The 14032-nt window shown below is 70.7% G+C and carries 17 protein-coding genes; 5 read left to right on the top strand and 12 right to left on the bottom strand.

Features of this window, described 5'->3' with window-relative positions; translation table 11 throughout:
- Positions 1 to 9: 9 nt before the first annotated feature.
- Positions 10 to 420 (bottom strand): RidA family protein, encoded by a 411-nt coding sequence (locus IEZ15_RS14605; RefSeq protein ID WP_189277106.1) that lies wholly within the window; start codon positions 418 to 420, stop codon positions 10 to 12.
- A gap of 202 nt (positions 421 to 622) precedes the next feature.
- Here IEZ15_RS14605 and IEZ15_RS14600 point away from each other — a divergent pair, with 202 nt between their 5' ends.
- Complete coding sequence (locus IEZ15_RS14600; protein ID WP_189277104.1) at positions 623 to 1135, top strand: DUF3574 domain-containing protein; 513 nt, start codon at positions 623 to 625, stop codon at positions 1133 to 1135.
- A gap of 33 nt (positions 1136 to 1168) precedes the next feature.
- On the opposite strand, the gene IEZ15_RS14595 is transcribed toward IEZ15_RS14600, so the two are convergent.
- Positions 1169 to 1717, bottom strand: a complete 549-nt coding sequence (locus IEZ15_RS14595; RefSeq protein WP_229845891.1) for an HXXEE domain-containing protein — start codon at positions 1715 to 1717, stop codon at positions 1169 to 1171.
- Positions 1718 to 1798: 81 nt separating this feature from the next.
- Here IEZ15_RS14595 and IEZ15_RS14590 point away from each other — a divergent pair, with 81 nt between their 5' ends.
- A complete protein-coding gene (locus tag IEZ15_RS14590) occupies positions 1799 to 2377 on the top strand; it encodes a TetR/AcrR family transcriptional regulator (protein WP_189277102.1) in 579 nt (192 codons plus the stop codon).
- 89 nt (positions 2378 to 2466) lie between these two features.
- Positions 2467 to 2778, top strand: a complete 312-nt coding sequence (locus tag IEZ15_RS14585) for a hypothetical protein (RefSeq protein WP_189277100.1) — start codon at positions 2467 to 2469, stop codon at positions 2776 to 2778.
- Between the two features lie 20 nt (positions 2779 to 2798).
- Here IEZ15_RS14585 and IEZ15_RS14580 read toward each other — a convergent pair whose 3' ends face one another.
- The 3 genes from IEZ15_RS14580 to IEZ15_RS14570 all read right to left on the bottom strand — a co-directional run bounded on the left by IEZ15_RS14580 (position 2799) and on the right by IEZ15_RS14570 (position 8221).
- On the bottom strand, positions 2799 to 4115 hold the full coding sequence (locus IEZ15_RS14580; RefSeq protein WP_189277098.1) for an SWIM zinc finger family protein: 1317 nt from the start codon (positions 4113 to 4115) through the stop codon (positions 2799 to 2801).
- On the bottom strand, positions 4112 to 7060 hold the full coding sequence (locus IEZ15_RS14575) for an SCO1167/SCO6262 family helicase (RefSeq protein ID WP_189277096.1): 2949 nt from the start codon (positions 7058 to 7060) through the stop codon (positions 4112 to 4114). The genes IEZ15_RS14580 and IEZ15_RS14575 overlap by 4 nt, the downstream gene beginning before the upstream one ends.
- A 189-nt stretch (positions 7061 to 7249) precedes the next feature.
- Entirely contained in the window at positions 7250 to 8221 is a 972-nt protein-coding gene (locus IEZ15_RS14570) for a slipin family protein (protein WP_189277094.1), read from the bottom strand.
- A 259-nt stretch (positions 8222 to 8480) separates the two neighbouring features.
- Here IEZ15_RS14570 and IEZ15_RS14565 point away from each other — a divergent pair, with 259 nt between their 5' ends.
- Positions 8481 to 8828: a hypothetical protein gene (locus IEZ15_RS14565; protein WP_114248926.1), complete on the top strand. Its 348-nt coding sequence runs from the start codon at positions 8481 to 8483 to the stop codon at positions 8826 to 8828.
- Here IEZ15_RS14565 and IEZ15_RS14560 read toward each other — a convergent pair.
- From IEZ15_RS14560 to IEZ15_RS14545, 4 genes are all read right to left on the bottom strand, one after another.
- Entirely contained in the window at positions 8812 to 9036 is a 225-nt protein-coding gene (locus IEZ15_RS14560; protein ID WP_189277092.1) for a hypothetical protein, read from the bottom strand. The genes IEZ15_RS14565 and IEZ15_RS14560 overlap by 17 nt on opposite strands.
- Positions 9037 to 9041: 5 nt before the next feature.
- Complete coding sequence (locus IEZ15_RS14555; protein ID WP_189277090.1) at positions 9042 to 9497, bottom strand: DoxX family protein; 456 nt, start codon at positions 9495 to 9497, stop codon at positions 9042 to 9044.
- Positions 9498 to 9602: 105 nt separating this feature from the next.
- Positions 9603 to 10298: a class I SAM-dependent methyltransferase gene (locus IEZ15_RS14550; protein ID WP_189277088.1), complete on the bottom strand. Its 696-nt coding sequence runs from the start codon at positions 10296 to 10298 to the stop codon at positions 9603 to 9605.
- 128 nt (positions 10299 to 10426) lie between these two features.
- Positions 10427 to 11545 (bottom strand): ADP-ribosylglycohydrolase family protein, encoded by a 1119-nt coding sequence (locus tag IEZ15_RS14545; protein ID WP_229845890.1) that lies wholly within the window; start codon positions 11543 to 11545, stop codon positions 10427 to 10429.
- A gap of 82 nt (positions 11546 to 11627) precedes the next feature.
- Between IEZ15_RS14545 and IEZ15_RS14540 the strand changes: the two genes are divergently transcribed.
- Positions 11628 to 11906 (top strand): DUF6343 family protein, encoded by a 279-nt coding sequence (locus IEZ15_RS14540; RefSeq protein WP_114243967.1) that lies wholly within the window; start codon positions 11628 to 11630, stop codon positions 11904 to 11906.
- A 69-nt stretch (positions 11907 to 11975) separates the two neighbouring features.
- Here the strand turns inward: IEZ15_RS14540 and IEZ15_RS14535 are convergent, their stop codons facing one another.
- From IEZ15_RS14535 to IEZ15_RS14525, 3 genes are all read right to left on the bottom strand, one after another.
- Positions 11976 to 12344: a tetratricopeptide repeat protein gene (locus IEZ15_RS14535; RefSeq protein WP_114243968.1), complete on the bottom strand. Its 369-nt coding sequence runs from the start codon at positions 12342 to 12344 to the stop codon at positions 11976 to 11978.
- Positions 12345 to 12412: 68 nt separating this feature from the next.
- Positions 12413 to 13015 (bottom strand): dephospho-CoA kinase, encoded by a 603-nt coding sequence (coaE, locus tag IEZ15_RS14530; protein WP_189277085.1) that lies wholly within the window; start codon positions 13013 to 13015, stop codon positions 12413 to 12415.
- Positions 13016 to 13054: 39 nt separating this feature from the next.
- Positions 13055 to 13993, bottom strand: coding sequence for a PAC2 family protein (locus tag IEZ15_RS14525; protein ID WP_189277082.1), 939 nt, complete (start codon positions 13991 to 13993; stop codon positions 13055 to 13057).
- Positions 13994 to 14032: the final 39 nt, after the last annotated feature.

Genomic DNA, 14032 nt, shown 5'->3' with positions numbered 1-14032 from the left:
GGCACGCGTTCAGCCGGGCAGTGCCGCGGTGAGGTCGACCTCGATCAGCTGCCCGGGGAAGCCGAGCCGAGCGACGCCGTGCAGCGTGCTCGCGGTGGTGAACGCAGGCCCGATGACCGAGGCGGTGAGCCGACGCCAGGCGGCTCCCAGGTCCGTGACGTCGTCAATGACCACGTAGATGACCGACCGGACGACCCGGGAGGGCTCGGCGCCCACGGCCGCCAGGGCAAGGACGGCATTGGCCGCCACCTGATCGATCTGGGCATAGAGGTCACCCGGACCCACCAGCGCGCCGCAGCGGTCGAGCGGACGCTGCCCGGCCAGGAACGCGGTCCGGCCCGCCTCCACCACAGTGATGTGGTGACAGCCGGGCGTGGGGTGCAGCTGGTCCGGATTGATCCGGCTGATCTCCGAAGTCATGCGGATGAGTCTGACGGCCCGGGCCACGGGGCGCAGCGGGGTTTCGGCGGGCCCACGTGCCGACCCGTACGGGTGGTTTCCGGCGGATGCCCATGTCCTGCCGCCGTCCGGCGGGGGCCGCTTGCCACAGTGAGCCGCGCGCATTCGCGCCGCAGGCTCACACAGACTCCGCCCTCGCAGGCTCCGAACGAAGGTCCCCGCCGTGCCTCGCTTCCCTCATCTCACCAGAACGAAGGGTCTCACCGGCCCGAAGCAGCACACCGCGCTCACCTCGGCCGCCGCCCTGGCCGTACTGGCTGTGGGCACGCCCGTCGCATACGCCACACTCGGCGACGATGCCCCCTCCGCCTCGAGGTCGGCGACATCGGCCGGCGCCGCGCGCGGGAAGGCCTACATCGAGACCCGGTTGTTCTTCGGCACCGAACGTCCCGACGGCGGACCGGATGTGACCGACCGCCAGTTCCTGGAGTTCATCGACGAGGAGGTCACGCCCCGCTTCCCGAACGGGCTGACCATCCAGGACGGCCGGGGGCAGTGGCGGGATTCCCACGGGGTGATCGAACGGGAGCGCAGTTACGAACTGACCCTGCTCTACCCGGCGTCCGAGGCACGCGTACGCGACGTCCAGATCGAGCGGATCCGGAACGCCTACGAGAAGGCGTTCGCCCAGGACTCGGTGGCCCGGATCGAGGAGCACACGACCGCCGACTTCTGACACCGACCATCGCCCCGGCGCGCCGCTCCCCGATCACGTTGCCGTGCGGGCCCCGTGCCCGTGCGGCCGATTGAGCCGGCGCGCCAGCCCGTGCACTCCCGCGACGGCCACCGGGAGGAGCGCCAGCGTCGCTGCCGCTGTGCCGGCGCCGCCGCTCTCGATGCCGGCCGCCTTCAGCCGGCGCACGGCCCAGAGCGAGTACGGGATGACAACGGCCGGCGCCGTGGCGACCCCCGGTGTGTAGCCGCGGTACGCCAGCGACTGCGCCATGTGGACGGCGCCGTGCAACCCGAATCCGACCAGTACGGTCCGGAAGAACGGGCTGCGGCCACCCGTGCGCGCCCCGTCCGCCGACGCTGCCGCCACCATCCCACCCATGAGGCCGATGGCGACATTGACATCCCGCTGCGAGAGTTCCATCCGCGCCCAGACCCGCTCGGGCACTTTCGGGAATCGTTCCTGGAGCCGCGGTCGGGCGGACCGAGCCCAGCCGGCCATGGTGGCCAGCTCCTCCAGGTCGTTGGCCATCCAGGCGGCGAACAGCCCCCAGGTCACCGACTTGGAAACCGTTGCCTCCGCCATACCTGGCCCCCATACGTCGCAGTACGATGACCGCACCATATAACACAACGCAACGTTGCGTTGCTTTTCCCTGGAGCACTCATGCCCGATCCGACCGTGAACCGCCGCCCGGGCAAGGGCCCTCGTGCCGCCGAAGCGATCTTCGACACCACGCTGCGCCATCTCGCGGAACGCGGCTACACCCGTCTCACCATCGAGGCCGTCGCCCAGGACTCCGGGGTCAACAAGACGACGATCTACCGCTGGTGGCCCTCGAAACCGGCGCTGTTGCGGGCGGCCATGCTCCATGCCCGGGTCCTCGACATCGACATCCCCGATACGGGCAGCCTCCGCGGTGATCTGATCGCCCTCACCGAACAGATCACCGGCCTGCTCACCGACGGGCGTACGGAACCGGTCGCCCGCGCCATGACCTCGGGTACCGGCCTGCCGGACGACGAACTCGCCGCCCTCACCCGCGACTTCTTCGCCGATCGGTTCTCCCGCGAGCAGCCGGTCTTCACCCGTGCCACCACCCGTGGTGAACTTCCCGAGAGCGCCGACCCGATGCTGCTGATGGACCTGATCGCGGGAGCGGTCTGGATGCGGGTACTGCTCCGCCGCGAACCGGTGCCGCCGGACTTCGCCCGCGATGTCGTCGATGCCGTGTTGCCTCGCTGACGGCGCCGGGAGCGGTCGCGGCCCGGTCGGGTACTGTGCCGCGGCCGGGTACGGGACCGTACACACGCACCGAACGGGGAATGATCCACATGGGCACGCCAGTACGCCACTTCACAGCGACGACGCCGGACGGTCAGGCGTTCACGGTCGACATCGAGCGTGACTTCCGGTACGACCCGTACCGCGACTTCGTGGTCTGTGCGCACTGCGACTGGTCTCCTTCGCTGCTGACGACGGAGAGGATCACCGACATGGCCTGGGAGCATCTGGCGTCGGTGCACGGCGCCGACCGGGGCCGGACCGACCAGGAGAACGAGGGGTTCCGCAAGGCACGGCTGATCGTTCTGCCGATCATCGCCGTCTTCCTGATCGGTCTCTTCGTCTATCTGCAGAGCTACTGAGACCCGGACCGGCCGGGGTTTCAGCCCCCGCTGAGTTCCGTGAGTGTGCTCACCGGGTCGGAGTCCGGGGTGGCGCGGGGCCACCAGTCGTCCTCGCCCGGCTCGGATTCGTAGCCGTACCAACGGCCGTCGTGGCCGAAGCGGAGCTGGAGTGTCCCGCTGGGGTGCGTGAGGTGGTTGCGCCAGGGGTGGAAGCGGGGGAAGTCGGCGGCGGCGAGCGCGGGGCGGGCGCGGTCGAAGGGGCCGGCCGGGGGATCCCAGGGCGTTTCGAGGACGGCCAGTCCTTCGGCGCCGCCCTGGCGCCAGGCCGCGACGGCTCGGGCCAGGTCGGTGGGGGTGCGGCCGGTGGCGTACGCCAGTTCGCGGTAGAGGGCGCGGGTGGTTGCGGTGAGTCCCGCGGTGGGGCGGGACGCGGCCAGCCGTACCGCGTCCTGCCAGGAGGTGAGGCCGGCGAGCGGGTCGAGGCCGGTGGTGAGGAGCGTGTGCGCACGGGCCGCCGCATCCGTGGCGAGGTGGTCGAGGGCGAGCGGGTCGCGGGCGCCGGGCAGGCTCGGGTACGAGGGCGGCTGCCCGGGGTGCGGCAGGACCGGGAGCGGGGCCGGGAGCGGCGGGAGGTAGCGGTCGGCGAGGGCTTCTCGGGCCGGTACGGACGGGGTGGCAGGGGCCGTGGGGCGTTCCCTGGCGGAGTGTGCGGCGTTGCGGAGGCCCAGTTCTTCGAGGAGTTCGCGCTCGCCCCGGCCGCGCAGCAGCAGCAGGACGAACGGGTCGGCGTCCAGGAGACGCGCCATCTGGTAGCACAGGGCGGCCACATGTTTGCAGGGCCAGCCGTGGTCGGGGCAGGAGCAGCCGGGGTCGAGATCGCCCGCGGCGGGCAGCAGTCCGACACCGGCCTCGGCCGCCGTGTCGACCAGCGAGTGCGGCATCTCCTTGGTGAGCAGCGCGGCAAGGTGACCGGGGCGGGCGGCGACCGCGTCCAGGAACATGTCCCAGTCGGCGTCGGTGAGCGATCGCAGACGCAGCTCGGCGCGGTAGGGGCGGGGGCGGCTGCCGTGAACGTAGGCGACGACCCGTCCGGGGGTGACGGTGATCGCTGCGACCTTGCCGCTGTCGGCGTACGTGCGGCCGCGGGAGAGCCGTCCCTCGTCCATCGACAGGGACTCCAGGGCGGCCACCCAGGCGCGGCCCCACCAGCTGTCCGCGAAGGGTTCGTCGCCGCCGGACGGGCGGGGCGGCACGGCCTCGAAGGTGCGCCGCAGATCGTCGGGGCCGGGGCGCGAGCGTGCGACGGGACGGGGCTCGGGGCGGGCGTACGCATGGGGCTGGTGACGGGGGCTCATGACGGCCTCCGGAGCGAGACGAGATCGGCCAGGTCACGATCGCTGAGCTCGGTCAGCGCGGTCTCACCGGCACCGAGGACCGCGTCGGCCAGGACTTGCTTGGACCGCAGCAGCTCGGCGATCCGGTCCTCGACCGTGCCTTCCGCGATCAGCCGGTGGACCTGCACGGGTTGCGTCTGGCCGATGCGGTACGCCCGGTCCGTGGCCTGTTCCTCGACGGCCGGGTTCCACCAGCGGTCGTAGTGGATGACGTGGGCGGCCCTGGTGAGATTCAGTCCGGTGCCCGCCGCCTTGAGGGAGAGCAGGAAGACCGGGACCTCGCCGGACTGGAAGCGGTCCACCATCCGTTCCCGCTCGGCCACCGGCGTACCGCCGTGCAGGAGTTGAGAAGGGACGGCGCGCGAGGCGAGGTGGGCGGAGAGGAGCCGGGCCATCGTCACGTACTGGGTGAAGATGAGGACGGAGCCGTCCTCGGCGAGGATCGTGTCGAGGAGCTCGTCGAGCAGGGCGAGCTTTCCCGAACGGCCGACGAGGCGGGTCGGTTCTTCCTTCAGATACTGCGCGGGGTGGTTGCAGATCTGCTTGAGCGAGGCCAGCAGCTTCATGATCAGACCGCGGCGGGCAATGCCTTCCGAGGCTTCGATGAACGCCATCGTCTCGCGGACCGCCGCCTCGTAGAGCGTGGCCTGCTCGCGGGTGAGGAAGACGGGGTGGTCGGTCTCCGTCTTGGGCGGCAGCTCGGGGGCGATGCCCGGGTCCGACTTCTTCCGGCGCAGGAGAAAGGGCCGGACCAGCCGGGAAAGCCGCTCGACCGCTTCGTCGTTGGCGAGCCCGGCAGCCGTCCCGGTGTTCTCGACGATACGGGCGTGCCGGGCCCGGAACGCCTTGAGGGGGCCCAGCAGTCCGGGGGTGGTCCAGTCGAGCAGGGCCCACAGCTCGGAGAGGTTGTTCTCCACGGGGGTGCCGGTGAGGGCGACTCTGGCCGGGGCCGGGATGGTGCGCAGCGCCTTCGCAGTGGAGGAGTGCGGGTTCTTCACGTGCTGGGCCTCGTCGGCGACGATCAGTCCCCAGCTGTGGCCGGCGAGTTGCGCCGCGCTCGAACGCATCGTGCCGTATGTGGTCAGGACGAAGCCGCCGTCGGGTTCGGCGAGTGTGCGGTCGGTGCCGTGGAAGCGGCGCACGGGGACGCCGGGGGCGAAGCGGTTGATCTCCCGGTGCCAGTTACCCAGGAGGGAGGCGGGGCAGATCACCAGGGTGGGCGCGTGGTGGGCGCGGTGCAGATGGAGGGCGATGAGAGTGATCGTCTTGCCCAGGCCCATGTCGTCGGCGAGGCAGCCGCCGAGGCCGAGTGAGGTCATCCGGTCCAGCCAGGCGAGGCCGCGCAGTTGGTAGTCGCGGAGCGTGGCGTCCAGACCGGGCGGCGGGGCGATGGTGGTGTCGTCGGCGGTGATGCGGGTACGGAGTGCGGCCAGCGCTCCGACGGGCACCGCTTCGACCTGTTCTCCGTCGACCTCGGCGCTGCCGGTCAGGGCGACGGCAAGGGCGTCGACCGGATCGAGCAGGCCGAGCTCCCGCTTGCGCGCCTTGCGTACGAGCGCCGGGTCGACGACGACCCACTGGTCCCGCAGGCGCACCACCGGCCGGTGGGCTTCCGCGAGAACGTCCATCTCCGCCTCGGTGAGCAGCTCGTCGCCCAGCGACAACTGCCAGTTGAAGGCGAAGAGCTGCTCGGCGTCGAAGAACGAGGTGCCGTCGGTGGCCGAGCCGGGAGCGGGTCGTACGACGGCGGCGGCAGTGAGGGAACGGACGAGCTCCCTGGGCCAGTGGACGCTCACCCCGGCCGCCGCCAGCCGCGCTCCGGCGTCGCTCAGCAGCTCGTACAGCTCGTCCTCTCCGAGTGCGAGCACATCGGGCACCGGCTGGTCCAGCAACCGCTCCAGCGGTGCCCAGACGCGGGCGGCGCGGCGCAGTGCGAGCACGGCGTCGATCCTGGCCCGCGGGCCGAACGGCTCCCCCACCCCGCCGTGCCACAGTGCGGCGGCGTCGACCACATAGGTCGGGTCGGCCAGGCTGTGCACCTGGGTGATGGCCGCGGCGGCGTGCCGCGCGGCGCCGGGACGGGCATCCGCGGCCGTACCGGAGGCCCCGTTGCCGTCGGGGGCTTCGCTGTCGTCGGGGCTGTCGTACGTATCGGCCGTGTCGAAGAGTTCGTACGCCGACAGGTCGAGACGCAGCGATACCCGTACACCCGCATCGAGACCGGCCGCGACCTCGACGGCCCAGTCGCGGGCTCCTGGCAGATGCTGGGCCTCACGGGCTGCAAAGGCCGCACCCATCGCGTACGCCGCGGCGGGTGTCCGGGGCAGGGCATCGGCAACCGCATCGAGGAACGCCCCGAGCAGCCACTCCGGGTCGGGGACTTGAAGCGGTGTGCGGTCCGGGAGCGGCACCGCGTGCCCCTCGACCGGCATGGCGGCTGCGATCGCCCGGAGATGAGCGATGTCCTCGGCGTCGCGCGGTCCGGCCCGCCAGGCGTCGTGGTCGTCGCCCGTCAGGCCGGGGAGCAGCCTGCCGCGCGCCACCAGGTTGAGCGCCTGGAGTGCGGCGGCACCCCAGCAGCGGGTGGCGGGGTGGGCGGACTGCTGGTGCCGGGCGCGGGCCAGCAGCGGCAGGGCGTCGGTCACGGGCAGCAGGACGGCGGGCACCGTATGCCGGCGGACACCGTCCTGTTTTCCATGCCGACGGACGACGGTGATCTCTACAGCGGTCGGACCGGGTGTCCAATCCACGGAGTCCGCGGAGTCACCCGACTCCGGGAGGGGACCGCCGTCGGGATCCCAGAAGGCGACGCGCCCGTCCCTCGGCAGCGATGCGGGCAGGAAGACAGCGGCACAGCTCAGGAGGCGGGCAGCGGACGCGTCAAGCTGATGTCGTGCCGTGGCCATCGGTCCCCTCCCGTCCCGCCCTGATCCTCTTGATCGTCTTGATCCTTATGACTCCTGCGAGTCTAGGCGGGGGGTCTGACAACCGGTCGCGCACCTGCATTCCAGCAGGTCAGATGCAATGCAGGCCTTAATACGGCCTTGTCGGCAGGCCAACTCGACCGGCCCAGGGCAGGGGGAGGCGCCGCCGGCTCAGTGCCTGGCGAGCGGCTTCGGACGAGGGGGCCGCGCGGGCGCCGTGGCCGCAGAAACAGCGGGCGCGGAAGCGGGAGGGGGCGCGGGCGCTGCGGACGGCTGCGGCTGTGCCTGCGCGGGGCGCTGTGCCTGCGCGGGGCGCTGCGGCGGCGCGGGGCGCTGCGGCGGCCGCACGGCCTGCTGCGGCTGCGTCACCTGCTTCTGCGCGGGCTGCTGCGCCCGCTCCAGGAAGCGGAGCAGCTCCACCGGGAACGGGAGCACCAGCGTGGAGTTCTTCTCGGCCGCGACCGCAACCACCGTCTGCAGCAGGCGCAGTTGGAGCGCGGCCGGCTGGGAGGACATCTCCTTCGCCGCCTCGGCGAGTTTCTTCGAAGCCTGAAGCTCGGCGTCCGCGTTGATGACGCGGGCTCGCCGCTCACGGTCGGCCTCGGCCTGACGGGCCATGGAGCGTTTCATCGTCTCCGGCAGCGACACGTCCTTGATCTCCACCCGGTCGATCTGCACACCCCACCCGACCGCCGGGCTGTCGATCATCAGCTCAAGGCCCTGATTCAGCTTCTCGCGGTTGGACAGCAGATCATCCAGATCGCTCTTGCCGATGATCGACCGCAGTGAGGTCTGTGCCATCTGCGACACCGCGAACCGGTAGTCCTCCACCTGGATCACGGCACTCGCCGCATCGACCACCTTGAAGTAGATGACCGCGTCCACCCGTACCGTGACGTTGTCCCGGGTGATTCCGTCCTGCGCGGGCACCGGCATCGTCACGATCTGCATATTGACCTTGCGCAGCCGCTCGACGCCGGGGATCACCATGGTGAATCCGGGCCCTCGCACATCGTTACGGAGCCTGCCGAGCCTCAGTACGACGCCCCGCTCGTACTGCTTGACGACCTTGGCCGCCGCCGCCAAGTACAGCGCACCCGCCGAGGCCGCCCCCACCATTGCGATTACGAGCTCCTGGACCATGACGGCCCCCTGAACGCCGGAAACAACTGAAACACGAAAATAAATCGCTGTTACCACGGTATGCCCAATATCAACCGATATGAACATTGTTTCGAGGCCCACCCGGTACGACTGTCGCCCGGCCGGCCGCGCACCGGATGCCGGGCCACCGGGGAGCAGGCAAGGTGACCAGCGTCAGCACGTTCTCCGTGGCGCATGCGGTGCTGTGGCGTACGCCGTGCTGACGGATGAGCCGGACGAGACAGACGAGGACCCGCCCATGCCCGTGATCGATCACCGGCGCCGCCGTCTCGGCATCGCAGCCGGCACCGCGCTCCTGACCCTCACCGTCGCAGGCTGTTCCGGCCTCGGCCGGACCGCGGTCGGGCCGATCACCTACACGACCGAGCGGGACGCCGTGATCATGGTGAACAGCCCTTCGGTGAAAGGCTGCCACCTGCTCGCTCCCGCTGGCGCCAAGGAAGTGAGCAATGGCACCCTGATCGACATCATTCTGTACCGCACTCCCGACTGCACCGGTCCGGGTACGACCTACCTCGCGACCACGCTCAGCGACGTCAACGGGGCCGGTGCCCTGCCGTGGCGCAGTTTCAGCACGGTCCACTGACCGGCCGCACGCAGAGCGGAAAGCCGCTGGAGGTTGTCCGCCGACGCTCGCTGCCGAAGTTGATGGAGCCGATCTCGACGGCCTGAATCACCGGGCCGCCGATGCCGGGCGTCCCGCTGATCGTGTTGCGCACCTCGCCCGCGCGCCCGCCCTCGCCCGCGGATGCCGCTCGGCGCCGGGCGGCCGACGTGGACGAGAGCCGCGCCATGGCCGCTATGCACGCCTGCGAACGAGCGCGACCAGATCCGCCGTGCGGCCCCGTCGCTCCCGGGCGATCAGGACGAGCAGCACGATGAGCAGTGCCGGCATGATCGCGTTCATCCGGTCGAGCAGCGTCAGTTGGACGATGGAGGCGCCCGCCATCAGTCCGCAGAAGGCCATGGCCGCCACTCCTGCCAGGACCGGGATCAACAGGGCAATGGCCCCCGCCATCTCCAGCCCTCCGATGGTGTACATCGCGGCCTGGTTCCAGCCCATCCGGTCGAAGGACTCGATCGCCGTCTCATGGGCGATCAGCTTGGCGAACGCGCTGAACCCGAAGAACAGGGCAAGAACGACGCGTGCGGCGGTCAGTGCGACGGCCCCGCGGCTGCGACCCCCGGGGCGAGTGTCGGCAGAGGTGGCAAGGGCGGCAGCGGGGGTGCTCCGGACCGGTGTGTACTCGGACATCTGGGTCTCCTCGGGAAGGCTTCGGGTGGCGTTGCCCACGAAGAGGTAGACCCGTCCGCGGTCCGGAACTCATCGCTTCCCGGACCGCGGATCTGCTCCGAGGAGCTACTTCGGCAGGGCCCGCACCCAGATCCCGTCATCCGTGAGATACCGGTCGACGGTCAGACCCGCCGCCTCCAGGTACCCCTCGAACTTCTCCTTCGACAGCTCCCGCGACAGGAATGTCTGGGTCCACCGCGCATCGTCGAAGAGGTACTCGGCATGTACCGAGTCCACCCCGTCCCCCACGGGCTCGGCCGAGACGATCCGTACGGTGTAGCCGCCCGGATCGACCCGCTCCCGCGGCAGGTTGGTGTGGTAGTCGGCGCCCTCGCGCTGGATGAGTACGGCCCCGCCGTCCTTGACGTGGTTCCGGCAGGTACGCAGCATCCCGTCACGCACCCGGTGCTCGCTCGTGTGCACCAGGAACGACGCGAGCATCACCACGTCGAACGTCTCGTCACCGAGGTCCAGCGACTCGATGGGGCTCTGTACGGTGCGGGCGCCGCGGATGTGCTCCAGCATCTGTGCCGACTCGTCCACGGCGGTGACGTCGAAGCCTCGCTCGATCAGCGGATGGGTCACCCGGCCCGCCCCGCAGCCCAGTTCCAGAATCCTTGCCCCGGCGGGTACGGCCGCCGTGATCACCTCGGGTTCATCGCCGACGGACAGCCGTCTGTACAGTTCGACCGCACAGCCGTCCGGCGTGATCGCGCCGGGGCCCGTCCCTGAATATCCCTCACGCACCAGTCGTCCGCTCATGTACAGCCGAACGAACGGCCGCTGACGGTCGTTCCTGCATGCGGTCTTCCCGTCACACCGAACGACAGGCGACCAGCGCGGCGGTGACGCACTGACAGGTCGTCGGCGCGCAAGGTACGGGCCGGCCGTCAGTACACCGGGTAGCGGTCGGCCGGCCACACGACCGCGTGCTCGAACTCCACGCACAGATCGTCGGCCACCTCGGTGATCATCGCTCGCCCTTCGGTCGCCACCAGCCAGGACGGCGGAAGGTGTACGTCCCCGTGGCGCGCGCCGAGCAGATTGCCGCAGACCGCACCTGTGGAGTCGCTGTCGCCCGAGTGGTTGACCGAGAGCAGCAGCGACTGGGCCACCTGATCGGCGCCCGGCAGCACGAGGGCGCAGTACACGGCGATGGCAAGGGCCTCCTCGGCGACCCAGCCCGCGCCGAGCTTCTCCACCTTCTCGGCGGTCGGCTCGCCCTCGGCGGCCAGGTCGACGGCCGCGCGCAGCGCCGCCGTCGTCTCCTCGTGCCCCGGGTGGCAGCCCAGCAGCTCCATGGCCCGCAGCACCGCACCCGCCATCGAGTCGCCCTCCAGAAGATGGGCGACGATCGCGGCGAACGCCCCGGCCGCGTACGCACCGGTCGGGTGGCCGTGGGTGATCTGCGCGCACCAGTAGGCGAGCCGGAAGCCCACTTGGGCGTCCTCGCCCACCAGTCCGAAGGGGGCGGACCGCATCACGGTGCCGCACCCCTTGGACCCGGTGTTGACGGGACCGGGCTCACCGAGCCGCCCCGTCGGTTCGGGGACATGGCCGGTCGCGAGCCCCGTCAGACAGGCGTTGCCGGGGGCCCGGCGCGCGTACAGCCAGGGCTGCTGCCTGAGCCGGCCGGTCCGTACCGGGTTGTCGCCGCCGCGGGCCGGCGGAGCAGGGTGGTTCTGGGTGTCCAGCCAGCGCAGATAGGCGTTCCGCACGATCCCGATCTCGGCGCCGCCGATGCCCTTCGACATCGCCCGGGAATGGGCCCTGATCAGTCCTTCGGCCGTGAACAGGGTCATCTGCGTATCGTCCGTGACACGTCCGACGACCCCGTCCTCGTCCGGGAGAAGCCCTTGCACACCGTGTTCACCGTGCGCGCGGCGGATACCGGCGAGCGAAAGGAACTCCACCGGATTCCCCAGGGCGTCCCCGATCGCCCCGCCCAGCAGACAGCCCCGGACCCTCGCCCTGCGGCCGGTACGGTCCCCCCACGATGTGCCGTTCACGCACGATCCCCTCAATCCGATCCGACGTCGACATGCCCCAAAGCACCGTCGCGGGTCCATCCTGGTAGGAGAGGCGATCGCCATGCGTACCGGTAATGAACCGACGACTGCACGCAGTCCTCTGCGGCTGCGGCTCTGCCTGAGTCTATGGGGGCTGGCCTGGGCCGTCTTCGGCCTGGCTGCGTTCACGCTGACCGACCGCCCGGGCTGGGCCGCGGCCTGCGGTCTGCTGCTCCTGCTGGTCCTCGTGGACATCGCGGTGATCATCCACCACATCCACCAGGGCCCGCACTACCAGCCGGGCCGCAATATCCCGCCGTACGAACCCGACCACGGCGGACGCGGCAGGTACGGGCACTGACGCGGACGCGCCGGGCCGGGACGAGCCGCCGTGCACGCCGGGTGGGCGTCAGCCCTCCGTGCGGAGCGGTCAACTCTCCGTACGGAAGCGGGCCGCCTTCAGATACTCCGGGTTCGGGTCGAGTGCCGCGGCAAGCCGGAAGTGGCGGGCGGCCCGGTCGGAGCGGCCGGAGCGCTCGAAGGTGCGGGCGAGCGCGAAGTGGGCGAAGGCGTTGTCCGGTTCGCGCTCCAGGACGAGTTCGAATTCGAGCTCGGCAGGGCGCAGTTGGGCGGCGGCGAAGAAGGCGCGGGCCCGCAGCAGCCGAGCGGCGGTGCTCTCCGGATGGGACGCGATCACCGAGTCCAGGAGCTTGACCGCGCCCCGGGGGTCGTGCGCCGCCAACAGGTGTTCGGCCGCGCGGAAGTCGATGACGTTGGTCTCCGGAGTTCTCTCGGGCACGATCGCATCATTCCCTTCGCTACCGGGTTCTCAACGCCCGGCCGCTGTCCGGTATTCCGATACGGAAATCAGCCGGCCACGGCCCGCTGGGTCAGCTCCGACCAGACCTTGCGGACCTGCGGCTCCAGTTCCTCCAGCGGTCCGTCGTTGTCGACGATCAGATCGGCCACGGCACGCCGCTGCTCCCGGGTCGCCTGCGCGGCCATGCGGGCGCGGGCCTCGGACTCGGTCATGCCGCGCAGCCGTACGAGCCGGTCGAGCTGGGTCTCGGGACTGGCGTCCACGACGACGACCAGGTCGTAGAGCGGGGCGAGGCCGTTCTCCGTGAGGAGGGGGACGTCATGGACGACGACCGAGTCGGGGCCCGCGGCCCGCTCCAGCTCGGCGGAACGGGCACCTACCAGCGGGTGGACGATGGCGTTGAGGGTGGCGAGCCGGTCGGCGTCGGAGAAGACGATCGAGCCGAGCTTCGGCCGGTCCAGGGTTCCTTCGGCGGTGAGGATGCCGGCACCGAACGCGTCGATGACGGCCGCGAGACCGGGAGTCCCCGGCTCGACGACCTCCCGGGCGATCCGGTCCGCGTCGATCAGCACCGCTCCGTATCCGACGAGCAGCCGTGACACTTCACTCTTGCCGGCGCCGATCCCACCGGTCAGGCCCACTTTCAGCATGCCGGGCAGCCTAGTACGAGGGGTGACGGGCGCGGCCGGTCAGGCGTCCCCCTCGCGCTCCGCGAGGAATCGCTCGAATTCGAGACCGATCTCGTCGGCGGACGGCAGGTCGACCGGCTCGGCGACCAGGTTGCCCCGGGTCTCGGAGCCCGCGACCGCGTCGTACTGGTGCTCAAGGCCCTCCACGAGCGAGACGAGCTCCTCGTCGCCCTGGCCGATCTGCCGGTCGATCTCCGTCTGGGTGCGGTGGGCCTCCGTGCGCAGCGCATGGGCGACGGTCGGCAGGACCAGGCCGGTCGCGGCCGTGATCGACTCCAGGGCGGTGAGCGCCGCGTCCGGGTAGGCGGAGCGGGCGACGTAGTGCGGCACATGGGCGGCGACACCGAGGACGTCGTGTCCGGCCTCCATCAGCCGGTACTCCACCAGTGCCTCGGCGGAGCCGGGCACCTGCGCCTCTTCGAAAGGATTGCGATGGCCGGGCATGAGGTCCGTGCGGTTGCCATGCGCGGTGAGGCCGACGGGACGGGTGTGCGGGACGCCCATCGGGATGCCGTGGAAGTTCACCGCGAGGCGGACACCGAGGCGTTCGACGATCTGCTCGACGGCGGCGGCGAAGCGCTCCCACTCCACGTCCGGCTCGGGCCCTGAAAGCAGCAGGAAGGGTGCTCCGGTGGCGTCCTGGACGACCCGTACGTCAAGCGTCGGGGTCTCGTAGGCCGCCCAGCGGTCGCGCCGGAAGGTCAGCAGCGGGCGCCGTGCGCGGTAGTCGACGAGCCTGTCGTGGTCGAAGCTGGCAACGACCTGGTGCGGCAGCGTTTCGAGCAGGCCGTCGACGATCTGCTCACCGGTCTCACCCGCGTCGATGTATCCGTCGAAGTGATAGAGCATGACCAGGCCGGCCGACTCCTGGGCGAGCGCCATGTCGACGACGGCCAGTCCCTTCGGCACCCATTCGTACAAACTCTGCGGATCAGGCACGGTTACCGCTCCTCCTCGTGTTCTTGGAGAAGAACGCCC

This window comes from Streptomyces atratus, from assembly GCF_014648655.1.
GTDB classification, from domain to species: Bacteria; Actinomycetota; Actinomycetes; order Streptomycetales; family Streptomycetaceae; genus Streptomyces; species Streptomyces atratus.
Note: the sequence above shows the minus strand (reverse complement) of the source record. Positions and strands in the feature narration are given on the sequence as shown.

What these genes read in the sequence shown, in the direction of transcription:
- coaE (WP_189277085.1), bottom strand. Translation starts at nt 13,015, where the DNA reads ATGCTGAAAGTGGGCCTGACCGGTGGGATCGGCGCCGGCAAGAGTGAA.
- IEZ15_RS14570 (WP_189277094.1), bottom strand. Translation starts at nt 8,221, where the DNA reads ATGGTCCAGGAGCTCGTAATCGCAATGGTGGGGGCGGCCTCGGCGGGT.
- IEZ15_RS14595 (WP_229845891.1), bottom strand. Translation starts at nt 1,717, where the DNA reads ATGGCGGAGGCAACGGTTTCCAAGTCGGTGACCTGGGGGCTGTTCGCC.
- IEZ15_RS14555 (WP_189277090.1), bottom strand. Translation starts at nt 9,497, where the DNA reads ATGTCCGAGTACACACCGGTCCGGAGCACCCCCGCTGCCGCCCTTGCC.
- IEZ15_RS14540 (WP_114243967.1), top strand. Translation starts at nt 11,628, where the DNA reads ATGCGTACCGGTAATGAACCGACGACTGCACGCAGTCCTCTGCGGCTG.
- IEZ15_RS14580 (WP_189277098.1), bottom strand. Translation starts at nt 4,115, where the DNA reads ATGAGCCCCCGTCACCAGCCCCATGCGTACGCCCGCCCCGAGCCCCGT.
- IEZ15_RS14550 (WP_189277088.1), bottom strand. Translation starts at nt 10,298, where the DNA reads ATGAGCGGACGACTGGTGCGTGAGGGATATTCAGGGACGGGCCCCGGC.
- IEZ15_RS14560 (WP_189277092.1), bottom strand. Translation starts at nt 9,036, where the DNA reads ATGGCGCGGCTCTCGTCCACGTCGGCCGCCCGGCGCCGAGCGGCATCC.
- IEZ15_RS14585 (WP_189277100.1), top strand. Translation starts at nt 2,467, where the DNA reads ATGGGCACGCCAGTACGCCACTTCACAGCGACGACGCCGGACGGTCAG.
- IEZ15_RS14590 (WP_189277102.1), top strand. Translation starts at nt 1,799, where the DNA reads ATGCCCGATCCGACCGTGAACCGCCGCCCGGGCAAGGGCCCTCGTGCC.
- IEZ15_RS14575 (WP_189277096.1), bottom strand. Translation starts at nt 7,060, where the DNA reads ATGGCCACGGCACGACATCAGCTTGACGCGTCCGCTGCCCGCCTCCTG.
- IEZ15_RS14605 (WP_189277106.1), bottom strand. Translation starts at nt 420, where the DNA reads ATGACTTCGGAGATCAGCCGGATCAATCCGGACCAGCTGCACCCCACG.
- IEZ15_RS14565 (WP_114248926.1), top strand. Translation starts at nt 8,481, where the DNA reads ATGCCCGTGATCGATCACCGGCGCCGCCGTCTCGGCATCGCAGCCGGC.